Source organism: Bradyrhizobium sp. BR 10289 (genome assembly GCF_019455385.1).
Taxonomy (GTDB): Bacteria; Pseudomonadota; Alphaproteobacteria; order Rhizobiales; family Xanthobacteraceae; genus Bradyrhizobium.
In genome coordinates this window covers 340,943-354,635 of record NZ_JACOFR010000004.1, presented here as the reverse complement: position 1 = coordinate 354,635, position 13,693 = coordinate 340,943, and the positions used below count along the sequence as shown (strand labels likewise).

Annotated in this window: 15 protein-coding genes; 5 read left to right on the top strand and 10 right to left on the bottom strand. The window is 61.4% G+C overall.

All coding sequences use genetic code 11. The features are described from left to right. Positions 1–5 precede the first annotated feature (5 nt). The 4 genes from HYH08_RS10550 to HYH08_RS10535 all read right to left on the bottom strand — a co-directional run bounded on the left by HYH08_RS10550 (position 6) and on the right by HYH08_RS10535 (position 3,851). Positions 6–434: a CBS domain-containing protein gene (locus tag HYH08_RS10550; RefSeq protein WP_220009707.1), complete on the bottom strand. Its 429-nt coding sequence runs from the start codon at positions 432–434 to the stop codon at positions 6–8. Between the two features lie 179 nt (positions 435–613). Beyond that, positions 614–1,936 carry an oxalate/formate MFS antiporter gene (gene oxlT / locus HYH08_RS10545; protein WP_220009706.1) on the bottom strand — a complete coding sequence of 441 codons (1,323 nt, stop codon included), beginning with the start codon at positions 1,934–1,936 and terminating at the stop codon, positions 614–616. 259 nt (positions 1,937–2,195) lie between these two features. Beyond that, entirely contained in the window at positions 2,196–3,482 is a 1,287-nt protein-coding gene (gene oxlT, locus HYH08_RS10540; RefSeq protein WP_220009705.1) for an oxalate/formate MFS antiporter, read from the bottom strand. A 231-nt stretch (positions 3,483–3,713) separates the two neighbouring features. Further along, entirely contained in the window at positions 3,714–3,851 is a 138-nt protein-coding gene (locus HYH08_RS10535) for a hypothetical protein (protein ID WP_220009704.1), read from the bottom strand. Positions 3,852–4,131: 280 nt separating this feature from the next. Here HYH08_RS10535 and HYH08_RS10530 point away from each other — a divergent pair, with 280 nt between their 5' ends. Then, on the top strand, positions 4,132–5,460 hold the full coding sequence (locus HYH08_RS10530) for an Hsp70 family protein (RefSeq protein WP_220009703.1): 1,329 nt from the start codon (positions 4,132–4,134) through the stop codon (positions 5,458–5,460). A gap of 138 nt (positions 5,461–5,598) precedes the next feature. Here HYH08_RS10530 and HYH08_RS10525 read toward each other — a convergent pair whose 3' ends face one another. Next, a complete protein-coding gene (locus tag HYH08_RS10525) occupies positions 5,599–6,042 on the bottom strand; it encodes an SRPBCC family protein (protein ID WP_220009702.1) in 444 nt (147 codons plus the stop codon). Between the two features lie 124 nt (positions 6,043–6,166). Next, entirely contained in the window at positions 6,167–6,856 is a 690-nt protein-coding gene (locus HYH08_RS10520) for a hypothetical protein (RefSeq protein WP_220009701.1), read from the bottom strand. A 130-nt stretch (positions 6,857–6,986) separates the two neighbouring features. Here HYH08_RS10520 and HYH08_RS10515 point away from each other — a divergent pair, with 130 nt between their 5' ends. Beyond that, positions 6,987–7,952 (top strand): alpha/beta hydrolase family protein, encoded by a 966-nt coding sequence (locus tag HYH08_RS10515; protein ID WP_220009700.1) that lies wholly within the window; start codon positions 6,987–6,989, stop codon positions 7,950–7,952. Positions 7,953–8,080: 128 nt separating this feature from the next. Here the strand turns inward: HYH08_RS10515 and HYH08_RS10510 are convergent, their stop codons facing one another. Both HYH08_RS10510 and HYH08_RS10505 read right to left on the bottom strand, forming a co-directional pair. After that, positions 8,081–9,058: a radical SAM protein gene (locus HYH08_RS10510; protein ID WP_220009699.1), complete on the bottom strand. Its 978-nt coding sequence runs from the start codon at positions 9,056–9,058 to the stop codon at positions 8,081–8,083. Between the two features lies 1 nt (position 9,059). Next, on the bottom strand, positions 9,060–9,965 hold the full coding sequence (locus HYH08_RS10505; RefSeq protein WP_228747737.1) for a glycosyltransferase: 906 nt from the start codon (positions 9,963–9,965) through the stop codon (positions 9,060–9,062). A gap of 786 nt (positions 9,966–10,751) precedes the next feature. Here HYH08_RS10505 and HYH08_RS10500 point away from each other — a divergent pair. Then, positions 10,752–11,027 carry a hypothetical protein gene (locus HYH08_RS10500; RefSeq protein WP_220009697.1) on the top strand — a complete coding sequence of 92 codons (276 nt, stop codon included), beginning with the start codon at positions 10,752–10,754 and terminating at the stop codon, positions 11,025–11,027. Between the two features lie 111 nt (positions 11,028–11,138). On the opposite strand, the gene HYH08_RS10495 is transcribed toward HYH08_RS10500, so the two are convergent. Next, positions 11,139–11,483 carry a hypothetical protein gene (locus HYH08_RS10495; RefSeq protein WP_220009696.1) on the bottom strand — a complete coding sequence of 115 codons (345 nt, stop codon included), beginning with the start codon at positions 11,481–11,483 and terminating at the stop codon, positions 11,139–11,141. A 246-nt stretch (positions 11,484–11,729) separates the two neighbouring features. Here HYH08_RS10495 and HYH08_RS10490 point away from each other — a divergent pair, with 246 nt between their 5' ends. Both HYH08_RS10490 and HYH08_RS10485 read left to right on the top strand, forming a co-directional pair. Beyond that, positions 11,730–12,110 (top strand): hypothetical protein, encoded by a 381-nt coding sequence (locus HYH08_RS10490; RefSeq protein WP_220009695.1) that lies wholly within the window; start codon positions 11,730–11,732, stop codon positions 12,108–12,110. A 312-nt stretch (positions 12,111–12,422) separates the two neighbouring features. Continuing rightward, positions 12,423–13,115 carry an acyl carrier protein gene (locus HYH08_RS10485; protein WP_220009694.1) on the top strand — a complete coding sequence of 231 codons (693 nt, stop codon included), beginning with the start codon at positions 12,423–12,425 and terminating at the stop codon, positions 13,113–13,115. Between the two features lie 236 nt (positions 13,116–13,351). Here HYH08_RS10485 and HYH08_RS37385 read toward each other — a convergent pair whose 3' ends face one another. After that, a complete protein-coding gene (locus HYH08_RS37385; RefSeq protein ID WP_228747715.1) occupies positions 13,352–13,534 on the bottom strand; it encodes a hypothetical protein in 183 nt (60 codons plus the stop codon). Positions 13,535–13,693: the final 159 nt, after the last annotated feature.

The window sequence follows — 13,693 nt, the reverse complement described above, 5'->3', positions numbered from 1 at the left end:
GCGCTTTACGCCGCCGCTTGCGGCGCGCCGTTGAGCGCTTCGTCGACGGCGGCAGCGATGTCGCGCATGCTGATCACCGAGACGAGGCTGTAATTGTCGATCACCGGCAGGTGCCGGACGTGGTTCACATTCATCAGGTGCCGCACCTGCTCGATCGTGTCGGAGGAGGTGCAGGAGACGAGCTGCTGCACCGAGACGAGCTGCGAGACCTTCACGTTGATGGCGCCCGCGCCGTGCTCGGCGACCGCGCGCACCACGTCACGCTCGGTAAACATGCCGACCGCGGTGTTGCCTTCGGAGCGGACCACGTCCTTGACCACCAGCGCGCTGATATTGTTGGCGCGCATCAGCTTGGCGGCGATACCCACCGTTTCGTTCATTCGCACCGTGACAACGCGCGGTGTCTTCTTGCGCAGAATGTCTCCGACCAGCATTGCAACCTCCCTCGCGTGAATGACGGGTGAAGTGTGGTATACATAATGCCAATCGTCAAGCACTGGATTTGGCTGATCCGAAAATTCTTGCGGCAGCAATGCTGACGTTTGTCGTCGCGGCCAAAAAAAGGGGCGCATCGCTGCGCCCCTTCGTAAAGCCGTGCAATGAGTGCGGCGTGCTACGCCGTCTCGGTCTTTGCGTTGGCCGTTGCGGTGCTCGCGCTCTCGGCTTCCTTGCCCAGGATGAAGGAACGCCGCAGCGGCTTGATCACGAACAGCGCCATCAGCGCCGCGGTCGCGTTCAGCGCCACCGCCACCACGAACACGGCCTTCCAGCCATAGGCGGTCGAGATCACGCTGGCGAGCGGGACGAGCAGGGACGCGGTGCCCTTGGCGGTGTAGAGCATGCCGTTGTTGGTGGTCGCGAATTTCGAGCCGAAGGTGTCGCCGCAGGTCGCGGGGAACAGCGAATAGATCTCGCCGAACACGCCGAAATACACCGCGGTCGCCAGCACGAACACCAGCGGGACATGCCCATAGGCCGACAGCGTCAGCAGCATCACCGCGGCGGTGCCGAAGGCGATGAACATGGTGTGCTCGCGGCCGATCGTGTCGGAGACCCAGCCGAAGAAGGGCCGTCCAAAGCCGTCGAAGATGCGGTCGAGCGAGATTGCGAAGGTCAGCGCCGCCATCTGGAAGCCGGCGAGCGTCACCGGCGTGTCGGCGATCTTGAAGTCGTGCGCGATCGGGGCGATCTGCGCCGCGGTCATCAGCCCGCCGGAAGCAACCATCACGAACACGAGATACATCACCCAGAAAATAGGGGTGCGCAGCACCTGCGGCGGGGTGAAGTCGATCTTGGTTTGCGGCAGATTGAGCTGCTTCTTCTTCGGCGGGATCGAGAGCCGCGGCGGCTGGATGAAGAAGGCGAGTACAAACACGATCACACCCTGGCCGATGCCGAAGGTGAGGAAGGCGTGCTGGTAGCCGCTCGTCGCGATCATGGTCGCGATCGGCACGATGGTGAGGGCTGCGCCCGCGCCGAAGCCCGCGGCGGTCGCGCCGGCCGCAAGCCCGCGGCGATCGGGAAACCATTTGAGCGCGTTGCCGACGCAAGTGCCGTACACCGCACCCGCGCCCATGCCGCCGATGACGGCGGCGGTGTAGAGCAGGGGAAGCGAGTCCGCGTAGGAGTTGAGCACCCAGGACAGTGCGATCATCACGCCGCCGAACATGATGACGATGCGCGGGCCGTATTTGTCGACGAACCAGGCCTCGACCGGCACCAGCCAGGTCTCGGTGACGACGAAGATGGTGAAAGCGAGCTGGATCGCGGCGCGGCCCCAATGGTGCGCGTGATCGATCGGATCGACGAACAGCGTCCAGCCGTATTGCAGGTTGGCGATCATCGCCATGCAGACGATGCCCATCACGAGCTGGAGCCAACGGAAACCTGTGCGAAGCGGCGCAGCGGTCACGGCGCCATCCGTGTTGGACATCATCAACAACCTCCCAAGACGCTTGTCTGGTCGACATCGGCTGCAAGATGACCCGATGTCGCAAATATTGTGGCTTATCGTCGCAAGCGTGGGCGGCAGCTTGGTATACCATATTCCAGAAAGCAAGTCCTATCTTGGGCTCCCGATCAACAAAATGCACGGCTCCCTTCGGATTTCGTGAAGCAGGACAAATTCGCGCAAGACGAAAAACGCCCGGCCGTGAGGCCGGGCGTCCTGCTCGAGCGATCTGTGGTGAAGCGCGTCAGACTGTGGATTTCGCGACCACCACCTTGCGCCAGGGTTTCAGTACCGCGATCGCCAGCGCCGAGGCCAGGATGTTGGCGCCGGCCGCGATGATGAACACGCTGTCCCAGGTGCCGGACGATTGCTGCATGTAGTTGGCGATCGGCACCAGCAGCGCAGCGGTGCCCTTTGCGGTGTAGAGCAGGCCCGCATTGGTGGTCGCGAACTTGGCGCCGAACGTGTCGGTGCAGGTCGAGGGGAACAGCGAGTAGATCTCGCCCCAGGCGAAGAACACGAAGCCCGACAGCAGCACGAACCAGAGCGGATCGTGGCCCCAGAGGTAGAGCAGCCAGATGCCGACGCCTTCCATGCCGAAGGCGATGAACATGGTGTTCTCGCGGCCGATCATGTCGGAGATCCAGCCGAAGAACGGACGCGTCAGGCCGTTGAGCACGCGGTCGATGGTCGCCGCGAACGTCACCGCGGTCATCGTCATCGCCATCAGCGTCACCGGCACGTTGTCGACCTTCCAGTCGGCCGCGATCGGCTTCAGGTTCGCCGTCACCATCAACCCGCCGGCGCCGACGATCACGAACATGAAGTACATCAGCCAGAAGATGGGCTGGCGCAGCACTTCGGTCGGCTGATAGTTGCGGCGGGTCTGCAGCAGGTTGGCGTTCGCCACCACGTTCGGCACCTGGCCCGGCTTCGGCGCGAGCAGGAAGAAAGCGAGGAGGCAGATGATGATGCCCTGTCCGAGGCCGAAATAGAGGAAGGTGGTCTGGAAACCGCTGTCCTTGATCATGGCCTGGATCGGCGCGACGGTGAGAGCCGAGCCCGCACCGAAGCCCGCCGCCGTGATGCCGGCGGCCAGACCGCGCTTGTCGGGAAACCATTTCAGCGCGTTGCCGACGCAGGTGCCATAGACGCCGCCGGCGCCGATGCCCGCGATGATCATGCCGAGATAGTAGCCGTTGAGCGTGGTCGCCTGCGCGTTGATCACCCAGCCGATGGCGCAGAGCACGCCGCCGACCAGCACGACGATGCGCGGACCGTATTTGTCGACGAACCAGCCTTCGACCGGCACCAGCCAGGTCTCGAACAGGACAAAGAGAGTAAAGGCCCATTGGATCGAGGCACGATCCCAGCCGAACTTTTTCTGGATGTCAGGGACGAAGAACGTCCAGCCGTATTGGTAGTTGGCGATCATCACCATGGCCGCTACACCGATCGCCAATTGCGCCCAGCGATACGTGTCGCTGACGCGTGCGGCTGTAGGGGCCGTTGCCTGCACCATGTCCGTCATAAAGCCTCCCGTGGCGCCTCTAATTTTTCTGCGAGCGCTGGAGCGGCATTCTTGTATTCATTATGCCAAGGTTCAAGCGCTGGTCCGGTCACCGTGCGCAAATGCCGCAGACTTCGCCGGGCTTGTGAATCGGACAGCACAAATAGAAATGGCCCCGTCCTGCGGGGCCATTCATCAAAAGTAGCATGTCGGCGATTTTGAAACCGGCGCGCCGATCCGGCCGGGATCTGTTTACAGGCCGAAGCGCGGCAGGTCGCCGTTGTGGTTGGAGATCTCGGCGCTCGCCATCAGGAAGCGGTCGACCGCAGCCATGAAGCGGGCGAACAGCGAGGCGGAGGGGGCGAGGGCGACGGCAGCGGTCTTGGACATCGGAATTCCCTTTCTTGAGACGGTCAGTGTTGCTGTCTCATTTCGAAGGTTGTTTTATGTATACCACATGCCAATGTCCATGCATGCCATTGCATAGCAGCATGCAATTCTTCGCATTGCAACATAATGATCCGTTAAAGCGGCCATTCCGGGCATAAACTGCCCCCGAAGCCGTCGAATCCGCGCGGTTTGGCTATCGCAGAGCACAATCGGCCTTGGCAGGGCGGCCCAAAGCCGTTAGTGGTTCGCCCCCTTTTCCAATCAACTGTCAGAGTGGTTCATGTCGAGCGCCTCGCCCGCCGTCTCGATCGGCATCGATTTTGGGACCAGCAACACGGTCGTCGCCATCGCGGCGGACGACCGCCGGGTCGAGGCCATTCGCTTCGACCATGGCGGCCAGCGCCACAGCGTCTATGTCTCGGCCCTGTGCTTCTGGGAGGATCGGCCGGGCGCCGGCGCCCAAGCCGAGGGAGGCCCGTGGGCGATCGAGACCTTCCTCGAGGGACGCCACGTCTACCGCTTCCTCCAGTCGTTCAAGACCTTCGCGGCCAGCAGCAGCTTCAACACCACGCAGGTGTTCCGGCAGCGCTTCAAGTTCGAGGACATTTTGGCGGCCTTCCTGCGTACGCTGGCGCGTCATGGCGGCGAGAAATTCGGCTTCGAGACCTCCAACATCACGGTCGGCCGTCCCGTGCGCTTTGCCGGCGGCAATCCCGACGAAGAGCTGGCGATGCAGCGCTACCGCGCCGCGTTCGAGCGCCTGGGCGCCGGCCATGCGCGCTATGTCTACGAGCCCGTCGGCGCGGCGTTCTCCTTCGCCCGAAGGCTGGAGCGCGATGCCACCGTCTTGGTCGCGGATTTCGGCGGCGGCACCAGCGACTTCTCCGTGATGCGCTTTTCACGCGCCGGCGGCACGCTGCGCGCCGAGCCGCTCGGCCATGCCGGCATCGGCATTGCCGGCGACACGTTCGATTACCGCATCGTCGACCATGTCGTCTCGCCCAGGCTCGGCAAGGGCTCGAGCTTCCGCTCCTTCGACAAGGTTCTGCCGGTCCCCAGTGGCCATTACACCAACCTGGCGCGCTGGCATCAGCTCGCGATGATGAAGAGCAACGGCGACCTGCGCGAGCTCCGCGAGCTCGCGAAGACCGCGCTGAAGCCAAAACTGCTCGAGGATTTCATCACCATCGTCGATCTCGACCTCGGCTTTTCGCTGTACCGCGCGGTGTCCGACGCCAAGGTCGCGCTGTCGGGCCATGACGAGGTCGACTTCCGCTTCAGGGGCGGCGGCGTCGACATCGGCGCGGCCATCACGCGGAAGAATTTCGAATCCTGGATTGCCGACGACATCGCCCGGCTCGGCGCCACCGTGGACAAGGTGCTGAACGAATCCGGCATCACCGCACGCGAGGTCGAGAAGGTGTTTCTGACCGGCGGCACCTCCTTCGTGCCCGCCGTGCGAAAGCTGTTCGCCGATCGTTTCGGCAACGAGCGGCTGATGTCGGGCGACCAGTTCGAGTCGATCGCCTACGGTTTGGCGCTGATCGGGCACAGTCCCGACCCGGACAAGTGGACCGCAGGCGGCGGGATCGGGGCGAAGGGCAAGTAGCGATCGTTCTGCGCATCCAATCGAACAGTGCCGTAGGGTGGGCAAAGGCGCAAAGCGCCGTGCCCACCATCTCTCAGTTGTTACGAAGAAGAAGACGTGGGCACGCTACGCTTTGCCCACCCTACGATACTGTCGCTGCTACTGATTGATCTCCGGCTCCACCAGCCTCGCCAGATTCCGCAGCGATTCCTGCCAGCCGAGATAGCAGGCCTCGACGGGAATGGCTTCGGGGAGACCCGACTGCGTGATGTCGACCTCGGTGCCGACCAAAACCTTCTTCAGCGTCACGCTCACCTCGATCGTGCCCGGCAGATTGGGATCGTCGAACTTGTCGGTGTAACGCAGCCGCTCACCCGGAACGAGCTCGAGATATTCGCCGCCGAACGAGTGGCCGTTGCCTGTCGTGAAATTCCGGAACGACATTTTGAACGTGCCGCCGACCTTCGGTTCGAGGTGGTGCACGGTGCAGGTAAAACCGTTCGGCGGCAGCCACTTTGCAAGCGCGTCGGCCTCGACGAAGGCGCGGTAGACTTTCAACGGACTGGTGGCGAGAACGCGGTGCAGGCGGACAGTGCCGGGCATGGTGTTTCTTCCTCTTTGTGATGGGCTGGACTCGAACGGCTGTTGCCCATTCATGGTCCAAGGACGAGCGCGGCGACGTCGATCCGACAGGGCTCGCCGGATTTTTTGCGGAACCGGCAGGGTTCTAAACCGCCGCGACATCCTGCGGCGTCATCGTGAACGCCAGCCTGTAGCGGCCGATCGTCGGATGGTCCCGCGCACCCAGCGCGCCAAGCGCCCCCGATGAGAGCGGGCTGGCGATCACAGCCTCCATAACGTCCGCATCGTAACCTGACAGCAGCACGATCCAGTCCGCGGCGCCGTCCTTGCCGCGGATTTGCTGTTCGGTCGTCGGAGCGCTGGTCCGCGGCGTATCGGTCAGAAGGAGATGTGCGCCCGTCAGGCCCGGTTTCTGCGCCAGTGCTTCAAGAGTGGCTGCGAGGTGTGCCTGCAATTCCGTATCGCGGCCGGCCTGCGGCGACAGCCTGATGGTGGCGAGCGAGGTCGCAACGCCACCGCCAAAGCTCGCGACGATCCGGCACTGGCTGCGGACCATGCCGAGATGGTGCGGCATCATCTTCGTCGACCACGGCGTCGGGGCATTGAGCCGATCGAGATATCCCTTCGACGTGAGAACGTCATATTGCGCGAGCTCGTAGAGCACGAAGAACCCTTCCGCGTTCTCGGTGCTGGCCCAGCGCGACCCGCGGCGGAAGCCGGCAATGCTCATCCGCTCCGGAAAATGCTCGTGCGAGTGCCAGTCGCCGAACTCCGCGCGCTGCTCGGCGCGGACGCTCCACCACATCGCGACCGCGGCCTTGCCAAGCAATGGCATCCCGACCTCCCTTTTTTCGGGCACTTTGCCTCAACGCCGGCGCAGGCGGCAAGGTGTCCATGCGCGACGGCAGCCACAATTCCGCTACCGTTGCCCGCTCAACTCCCGCGCGAAATCGGGGGAACTTCCGTTGCGCAGCACGTTGTGGGCTTTCGCCGTCATTCTCAGCGGTCTCGTTTCGCCTGCAGAGGCTGCGGGCATCCAGCTTCTCGACTCCGGTCCGGCGCTGTCAGGCGCGATCTGGTATCCGTGCGCGACGGAGCCGACGCATGTGGCGCTTGGCAGCCTTTCAGTCGGCGCCGATTTCGACCTCAAGGGCGCGAAGGATTGTCCCGTCACGGGGGCAAGGCTGCCGCTGGTGATCTTCTCGCACGGAAGAGGCGGGTGGTTCGGCGCGAACCACGACACCGAGGAGGCGCTGGCCGATGCCGGCTTCATCGTCGCCGCCATCAATCATCCCGGGGACAACGGCAACGACTCGTCGCGGCGCGATACACTTTCGCTGTGGGGATCGCGTCCGGCGGACATCGTGCGTCTGCTCGACTTCATGCTGAAGGACTGGAAGGATAGGGCGGTGGTCGATCCCGCCAGGGTCGGCTTCTTCGGCTTCTCGCTGGGAGGTGCGACCGGCTTCGTCTTGATGGGCACCAGGCCTGACTTCGCGAGGATCGCCAGCTTCTGTAAGGAGACGACCGGCGCCTGCGCCGAGTTGCACAATGGCGAAGCTCCGCCTGAGCCGATCCACGATCCGCGCATCCGCACCGCCGTCATCGTCGATCCCGCCCCGGGCACCCTGACGCGGGAGAATCTCGCCGTGGTCAAAGTGCCGTTCCAATTCTGGCGCTCGCAGTTCGGCGGCCCGGGTGTGGGTGACGGTTCAGGCACCGAGCGCGTCGCGCAGGGGCTGCCAGGCAAGCCTGAGATTCACGTCGTGCAGGCCGGGCATTTCGCTTTCCTCGCGCCGTGCTCGGCCGAGCTTGCGGCGGCGATCCCACGCATCTGCACAGATGTGCCGGGGTTCGACAGGATTGCCTTTCACCGCGAGTTCAACGCGGCGGTGGTGAAGTATTTTCGCGAGCAGCTTGGAGAGCGGTGAGCATCGAGCTTGGGAGGCGAGAATGAGGCCTCCCGCGAGATAAGGTGCAACACTGCGGCGTCATGTCGGCGCGCGCAGGGATGATGATTGGACGGCGTCGTCGTGCTTTCGATGCTCCAGCCGAATGCTCAAGGCGATCGCTTGAATCCCCAATCACTCATTCTTCGCGCGAATAGGTTCGTGACAGACGATCGTTTCGTCTGAAATCCAGTCGGCGCCGTTTCAGCTTGCGAATATTTCTCGCAAAAATAGTAACAATGTTCGGTTTGGCAGACGCTTGCTCCGCTTTGGAACACGGTCGTGCCCTGAAGTAGGTTGCCTTGCAGACCCGTCCCGCCGCAGCGGAAGACGTCACCATTCGGATGGATCTGAACGAAGCGCTCGCCAGCGCTGCAAAGGCGACCGCCGTAGGTCGGCAGTCCCGTGAGATATCGATCATCGTTGAACACGTCGATACTCGGCGGCTCCCCCCAGACATCGCCTTCTCCGTGATAGAAATCGCGGGCACGCTGGGCATAGCTGCGGAACATGGTTCTTTCACGCTCGGTATAGGCGAGCGGGTACGACTTGCCGGCAAAATTGCCCCGAAAGAGCTTGGGCACCGGATAGAGCCGGGCTCTCGAGAGCCGCTCGACAGCTTCATCGAACGTCGTCAGCGCGAGCGGGGTTGCGACGACTGAACAGAAGATCCGAAATCCATGCTTCCGAAGTAGATCGGCATGTTCGATGAACCGCGTGGTTTCACCTCTCCGATCTCGCTCTTCCGGATGGAAGCCCGCATTGATGAAGCTCACGCGCGCGGGATTCACGTCTCGTGCAAACCGCACGATGGAGGCATTGGTCAGATTCGTGTTGATCGACAAAAGATGGCGCTTGGCCAGGGCCGAACACAGCTCGACGAAATTCGGGTAGATGGAGGGCTCCCCGCCGGTCAAATGAAGAAGCCACGTCTTGCCCGTTCGGTCGAATGCCGAGGACCACGCCTCGGCCGTGGCATAGCTTTTCAACTTGGAGCCGAGAACGTCAGCGCCGAAGAAGCAATAGTCGCAACGATAGTTGCATGTGTCGAGCAGGTGCCAGTCGGCTTCTATGTCATAATGAGGCATTCTACCGCCCCTCTGTCCGGGCTATCAGGCGAAGAACGCGGCGAAGCGGACTCACTTTCACCGACTGCGCGTCCAAGGCCCTCGATTCCGCCGATGCTTCCAATTCGAGAACTTTCTGCTGGAGTGCTTCATGAGCCAGGCGATAGGCTCTCAGCCCCGCCTGATACTCTTCATGCAGGTTCAGGTACGCGGTCCACCGCTTCAGATCTGCAAGGTCCATGCGCGGCTCGCGGATGGGCAGCCCGTGATCGAGAAGCAAGCGCTCGACCAACGACCCCACAGGCGGGCCGAGTTCATTTGGAATACCCGCCCTGCGCCAGGTCTCATTGAACAGGTGCAGGAAGCAGGAGTTGGCACATTGCTGCTGGAGAGGCTCGCGTTCCCCGGGGTCGAACAAGCGTGAAACATCGAGGGCTGAAATCGGATATGCGCTCTGCATCGGATGGGCAAAATCGGTCAGCTCGTACTTCTGGACCACCCGGCTGAAGAGATCCGCGCCTGTTTCGCCGTAGAAGGGCCTTTCGCCCGCGCTGATGCATTGATCGCGCGCCTCGCTCATGGCGGGATGCCCGGCCGGAAACTTGATGACGGAAAACGTCGCCCGTGTCGGGTCGGCTGTTTCCATCGTGAAGAAGAAGTCAGTCTGCGGAATGGTGTCGCGCAGCAGAATGACGTCCAGGTCGGTCCACCAGCCGCCCATCTTGTATAAGAGAGCGTAGCGAAAAAGATTCGAGTGCAGGGCAAAGCTTCCTGCTCCGATATCCTTCTTGTAGGTCAGTACGCGATCGGAAGGCCAGATTTCGGAGGCGTCTCTTCGCACGATCCAATCTGGGACGTCCAGCTTGGAAAAATCGTAAGTGAACAGTTCGACGCGATGGCCAAGCTTCACAAAGCTCTTGAGTCCCATCAACTGATAAGGACCAAGCTGCCGTCCGTGCCAAAAGCTCCGAAAGGTGGTTGGCGCGCATGTCGCGGAAGGGGGACAAGTCATGCTGTGGAGCTACAGCAGGCGCGAACGATACTGAATAAACGAAGCAAAAGTATCCACCGTCACACCATGGGACCGGGAACCTGCAATGGGCGATAATCTAAACTGCGCCTGGCGGCCCGGCAAGCGGCCTTGCGAGTTCCACTTGAAATGAGGGCGCGTCGTCAAGGCATGCAACCGTCAAATGCCGGTGGCTTGCGCTGCGTCAGACGCAACCGGGAAAGCCATCGTCAAAGTCGCTTCGGTATCCTCGACCACCAAGCTCAGGACTCCGCCGGTGCCGTCATTCACGAAAGAGCAGCGTGCGCCTTCAACTCGCTTCATGGGGAGCGACGTGACTGAACGCGCTGCAGATCAGTGGCGAACGTGATGTGGACTTGGGTGCAAGTCAGCCGCACGCCGCCATCCTCTTACGCCGCCTGAACCAATAGCTGGCGGTCGGCCTCGACGCGTGAGCCAACCCCGCGCTTCTACGAAGGTGCTGGCCTCTCAACGAGGGCAAAGACCTGCTTCGAGGTTCGTCGACCGTAGTGCTGGGTGTCGTAGGAGGCGGGCTCGCCCACGTCCGCTTCCGGCCCGTGAGCTGACTTTCGCTCTTCGTCTCCCGCCGTCCGCTTCCGGGAGCTGAGCGGAATGCATCGTAGAGCTGCCGAGGTCTGCCTTGGACCCGAAGCGGACTTGATCAATATTGATCCGAGTTCTTAAATGCCTGCGAACGACCAGATGTTATGGCAAAGCATGGAATTCCTGTCAGGATGGATCGCGGCAAATCTGATCGACCAGTCCGATGATTGGATACCACGAACGCTATTGGGCTGGACCAGAGTTGCATTGCTTGCCGGTCTGATCGGGCAGGTCATTTACCTGATCCCCAGGTGCATCGCATGGTCAGTGCCAACGGTTCTTTGGGTTGGCCTCGCAGTGAATGTTTTGGCGCTGATCGTCGTCCGCCGCGCTCTGAGGTGGCGCTACCCCGCCTAGCAAACCCGACGGAGGGCCGATGTCCGCTTCTGGCCCGTAGCTGATCATCGGAGTGGCCCCGGCCGACGCCCGCTATTGGCCCAAAGCGGACGTGGCTACCTGCCGTCCCTGTCAATGGTGCCGTTCAAGGACAATCAGAGGAAGCCCATCAGCGAGTTGCCATTTGGAAGCGAAGTAGCAGTACTCGTCGGGGAAGCGGTCAAGGAAGGCCGGTTTGTCAGGCTCTGCAAGCCGTGACTTCACTTCCGTTTTCCAGAACTCGAAGCGTTGCGCCGGGTCTATCCAGCGGGGCCGTAGTTCAAGATCAGCAACGACGAAAGTCGCTCCTGCTTGCATCATCTCAATGATTTCCGATGCGTTCAGCCCGTCAGAGACACGGCGCGCGGTCAGAACTTCTTTCTCGTCCCACAGCTCGTCAAGGGGGAGCTTCGCGATCACCTTCTTGGCAATGTCCATCTTTGCTCGGCCTTCAGTTCAACTGAGCGGAATGGTGGCACATGTTGGTGGTATGTCCGGAACTGGCCCGAATGCGAAGTCAGGGCAGTGTACCGGGCAGTCGGCTCATAGCGGTGGACCGGAAGCAGTCGGCCAGCATACCGGGGGTGGTCATGACCCATAGCGGTCTTGGCGCCTCCCGCTACGCCAGGTTACATTTTGCTGAAGTTTACAACCGGTTGAAGCTGACAGTGGTAGCATAGGAAGATGCACTTAACCATTGCGTCCATCGTCAGCGTCATCGGGCTCGTCTCGCCCCTACTCGCGTTCGTCGTCATCGTAACTTTGGCGTGGCGAAAGTCGCAGACTGAAGAAGTGAGACGAGCTTTACTAATCAAGCTTACGCGACCAAGTCTGCCAGACTTATTGCTGCTTCTCAAACGGCTTATCGCCGGCACGATCATCGCGGCATTCACAGTCGTCACTGCGATCGGCCTGTTTGCGCTCATCGCACTTTTTCCAACAATTACCTGCCATGGCGGTGGTTCGGGCGGAAATTGCGGTGAGGGATATCTGGCTTCACTTCCAACCGCTTTGCTCACCATCCCACTCGACCTTGTGGCGGCGTTTTTGTCTGCAAACTCTTAGCCAGTGGTCTTTGGCCAGAGCGATAGCGGACCCCGCCTAAACAACAACATCAGCCTCTTTCTTCGTCTGCTTGTGGCCCATGGCTGCCGCATGGCACGGCCGATGATCTGTCGGCTGTCAGCGCGAGACCAGACGTAGCTGAAACTTGGCCAAACCGTCGCGATTGACCCACAGCCGTCGTTCAGCCTAAGAAACTCCCGATCAAGGGGCGAGCTGATGGCTCGACCTAAGCCGGTGTCTTGCCGGAACGGGTTTGTGGCAGTAGCCTCAGATCGTTACCCGGTTGCATAGTAGTAGGCTTGGACACTTCCGATGACCAAAGCTGCCAATTGCCTCAACTTGGTCGGAGATGGCGACGACGTTGACGTGCTTTACGCCGTAGAGGAAGCGTTCAGTGTCAAAATTTCTGACGCGGAAGCGCTCCGTTGTGAAACGGTCGGGCAGCTCTTCGACATAGTCTCATCTAAGCTGAACATATCCGAGGCGCGACACCTCCGTTGCCCCACCGCTCTCGCATTCTTTCGCTTGCGGGCTGCGCTGCGCCGCTTGGGCTACGTGCAACGCTTGACGCCCAAAACTGACCTGAGAACCATTTTTCGCGCGCACAGGGCTAAGAGCCTACATGATATCCTCTCACGAGAGACGGATCTTCCCGCCCTTGAGCTTCACCCAGCGACCATTACTGCTTTGGCGCTTATCACGGCGTGTGGCGTTGCATTTTCCCTCTGGTTCGGTTCTTGGCTCCCGCTCCTTGGCTCCGCGGTCCTTGCCATCATTCTTGGCTTTGTGCTGCCCCAGACGATTTCGCAACGAACAGCTAGCCTTGGTGATTTTGCCTCCAACTGCGCCGCGTGGAACTACGGAAGACTTTCTAAGCAAGCCGGAGGTGCTAGACGTCGTGACGTTTGGAAAGCTGTTACAATTGTCGTCCGCGAGAGCACCGGGACTAGCTTCATAGGTGAGATGAATTACGATACTCGCTTCTTCGCCGAACGAAGTTCCTAATCGATCACTATCGTCGGTTCGTCGCGACCGCGGCAAGTCAAACTTCGTTTGCTGGACGTGAGGTCTCCCTGTTGCCCTTCTCGGAAGTCCGACGACGTCCGCTTTCGCCGCCATTGGGGGGCAAGCGGACATCGATTTACGCGGTTCATCTATCCGTGCGCGGCCCGGTCCTTCTTCGTCCACGGAGAGTGTGTTCTGTCCCCGATGTCGGAATAATAACGGGCACCGGCATCGCCTTATCTGGGACGATGTCCCTGCTGGGCTTCTCGGGCCAGTCGTTCGGCTTTCAGGCGCTCGCGATTTTCGTGAAGGGACTGTTGGGCCTTCGCGTGGTCGGTCATCGGCTTCTTCGTTTCGACCGGTTTGAACGCCCGGTTGGCCTCCCGCAGGGCCCGGGACTCGGGATGATTTCTCGTCATGTCGACCTCGATGTGGATGGGCGGGCGCGATCTCGAACCGCGCCGGACCGGACGCTTCCGCTCGCGAGCCGGTGGTGGACGATGTACTGTCGTCGGATGGCGGCCTGCGATTTCACGGCGTGCCGGTATGTGAACAACGGGACGGAACTACGTCCGTTC

Excerpts from the sequence above, each read along its gene's own strand:
- oxlT (WP_220009706.1), bottom strand. The coding sequence starts at position 1,936 with ATGATGTCCAACACGGATGGCGCCGTGACCGCTGCGCCGCTTCGCACA.
- oxlT (WP_220009705.1), bottom strand. The coding sequence starts at position 3,482 with ATGACGGACATGGTGCAGGCAACGGCCCCTACAGCCGCACGCGTCAGC.
- HYH08_RS10530 (WP_220009703.1), top strand. The coding sequence starts at position 4,132 with ATGTCGAGCGCCTCGCCCGCCGTCTCGATCGGCATCGATTTTGGGACC.
- HYH08_RS10550 (WP_220009707.1), bottom strand. The coding sequence starts at position 434 with ATGCTGGTCGGAGACATTCTGCGCAAGAAGACACCGCGCGTTGTCACG.
- HYH08_RS10520 (WP_220009701.1), bottom strand. The coding sequence starts at position 6,856 with ATGCCATTGCTTGGCAAGGCCGCGGTCGCGATGTGGTGGAGCGTCCGC.
- HYH08_RS37385 (WP_228747715.1), bottom strand. The coding sequence starts at position 13,534 with ATGACGAGAAATCATCCCGAGTCCCGGGCCCTGCGGGAGGCCAACCGG.
- HYH08_RS10485 (WP_220009694.1), top strand. The coding sequence starts at position 12,423 with ATGACCAAAGCTGCCAATTGCCTCAACTTGGTCGGAGATGGCGACGAC.
- HYH08_RS10500 (WP_220009697.1), top strand. The coding sequence starts at position 10,752 with ATGCCTGCGAACGACCAGATGTTATGGCAAAGCATGGAATTCCTGTCA.
- HYH08_RS10525 (WP_220009702.1), bottom strand. The coding sequence starts at position 6,042 with ATGCCCGGCACTGTCCGCCTGCACCGCGTTCTCGCCACCAGTCCGTTG.
- HYH08_RS10490 (WP_220009695.1), top strand. The coding sequence starts at position 11,730 with ATGCACTTAACCATTGCGTCCATCGTCAGCGTCATCGGGCTCGTCTCG.
- HYH08_RS10510 (WP_220009699.1), bottom strand. The coding sequence starts at position 9,058 with ATGCCTCATTATGACATAGAAGCCGACTGGCACCTGCTCGACACATGC.
- HYH08_RS10505 (WP_228747737.1), bottom strand. The coding sequence starts at position 9,965 with ATGGGACTCAAGAGCTTTGTGAAGCTTGGCCATCGCGTCGAACTGTTC.
- HYH08_RS10535 (WP_220009704.1), bottom strand. The coding sequence starts at position 3,851 with ATGTCCAAGACCGCTGCCGTCGCCCTCGCCCCCTCCGCCTCGCTGTTC.
- HYH08_RS10495 (WP_220009696.1), bottom strand. The coding sequence starts at position 11,483 with ATGGACATTGCCAAGAAGGTGATCGCGAAGCTCCCCCTTGACGAGCTG.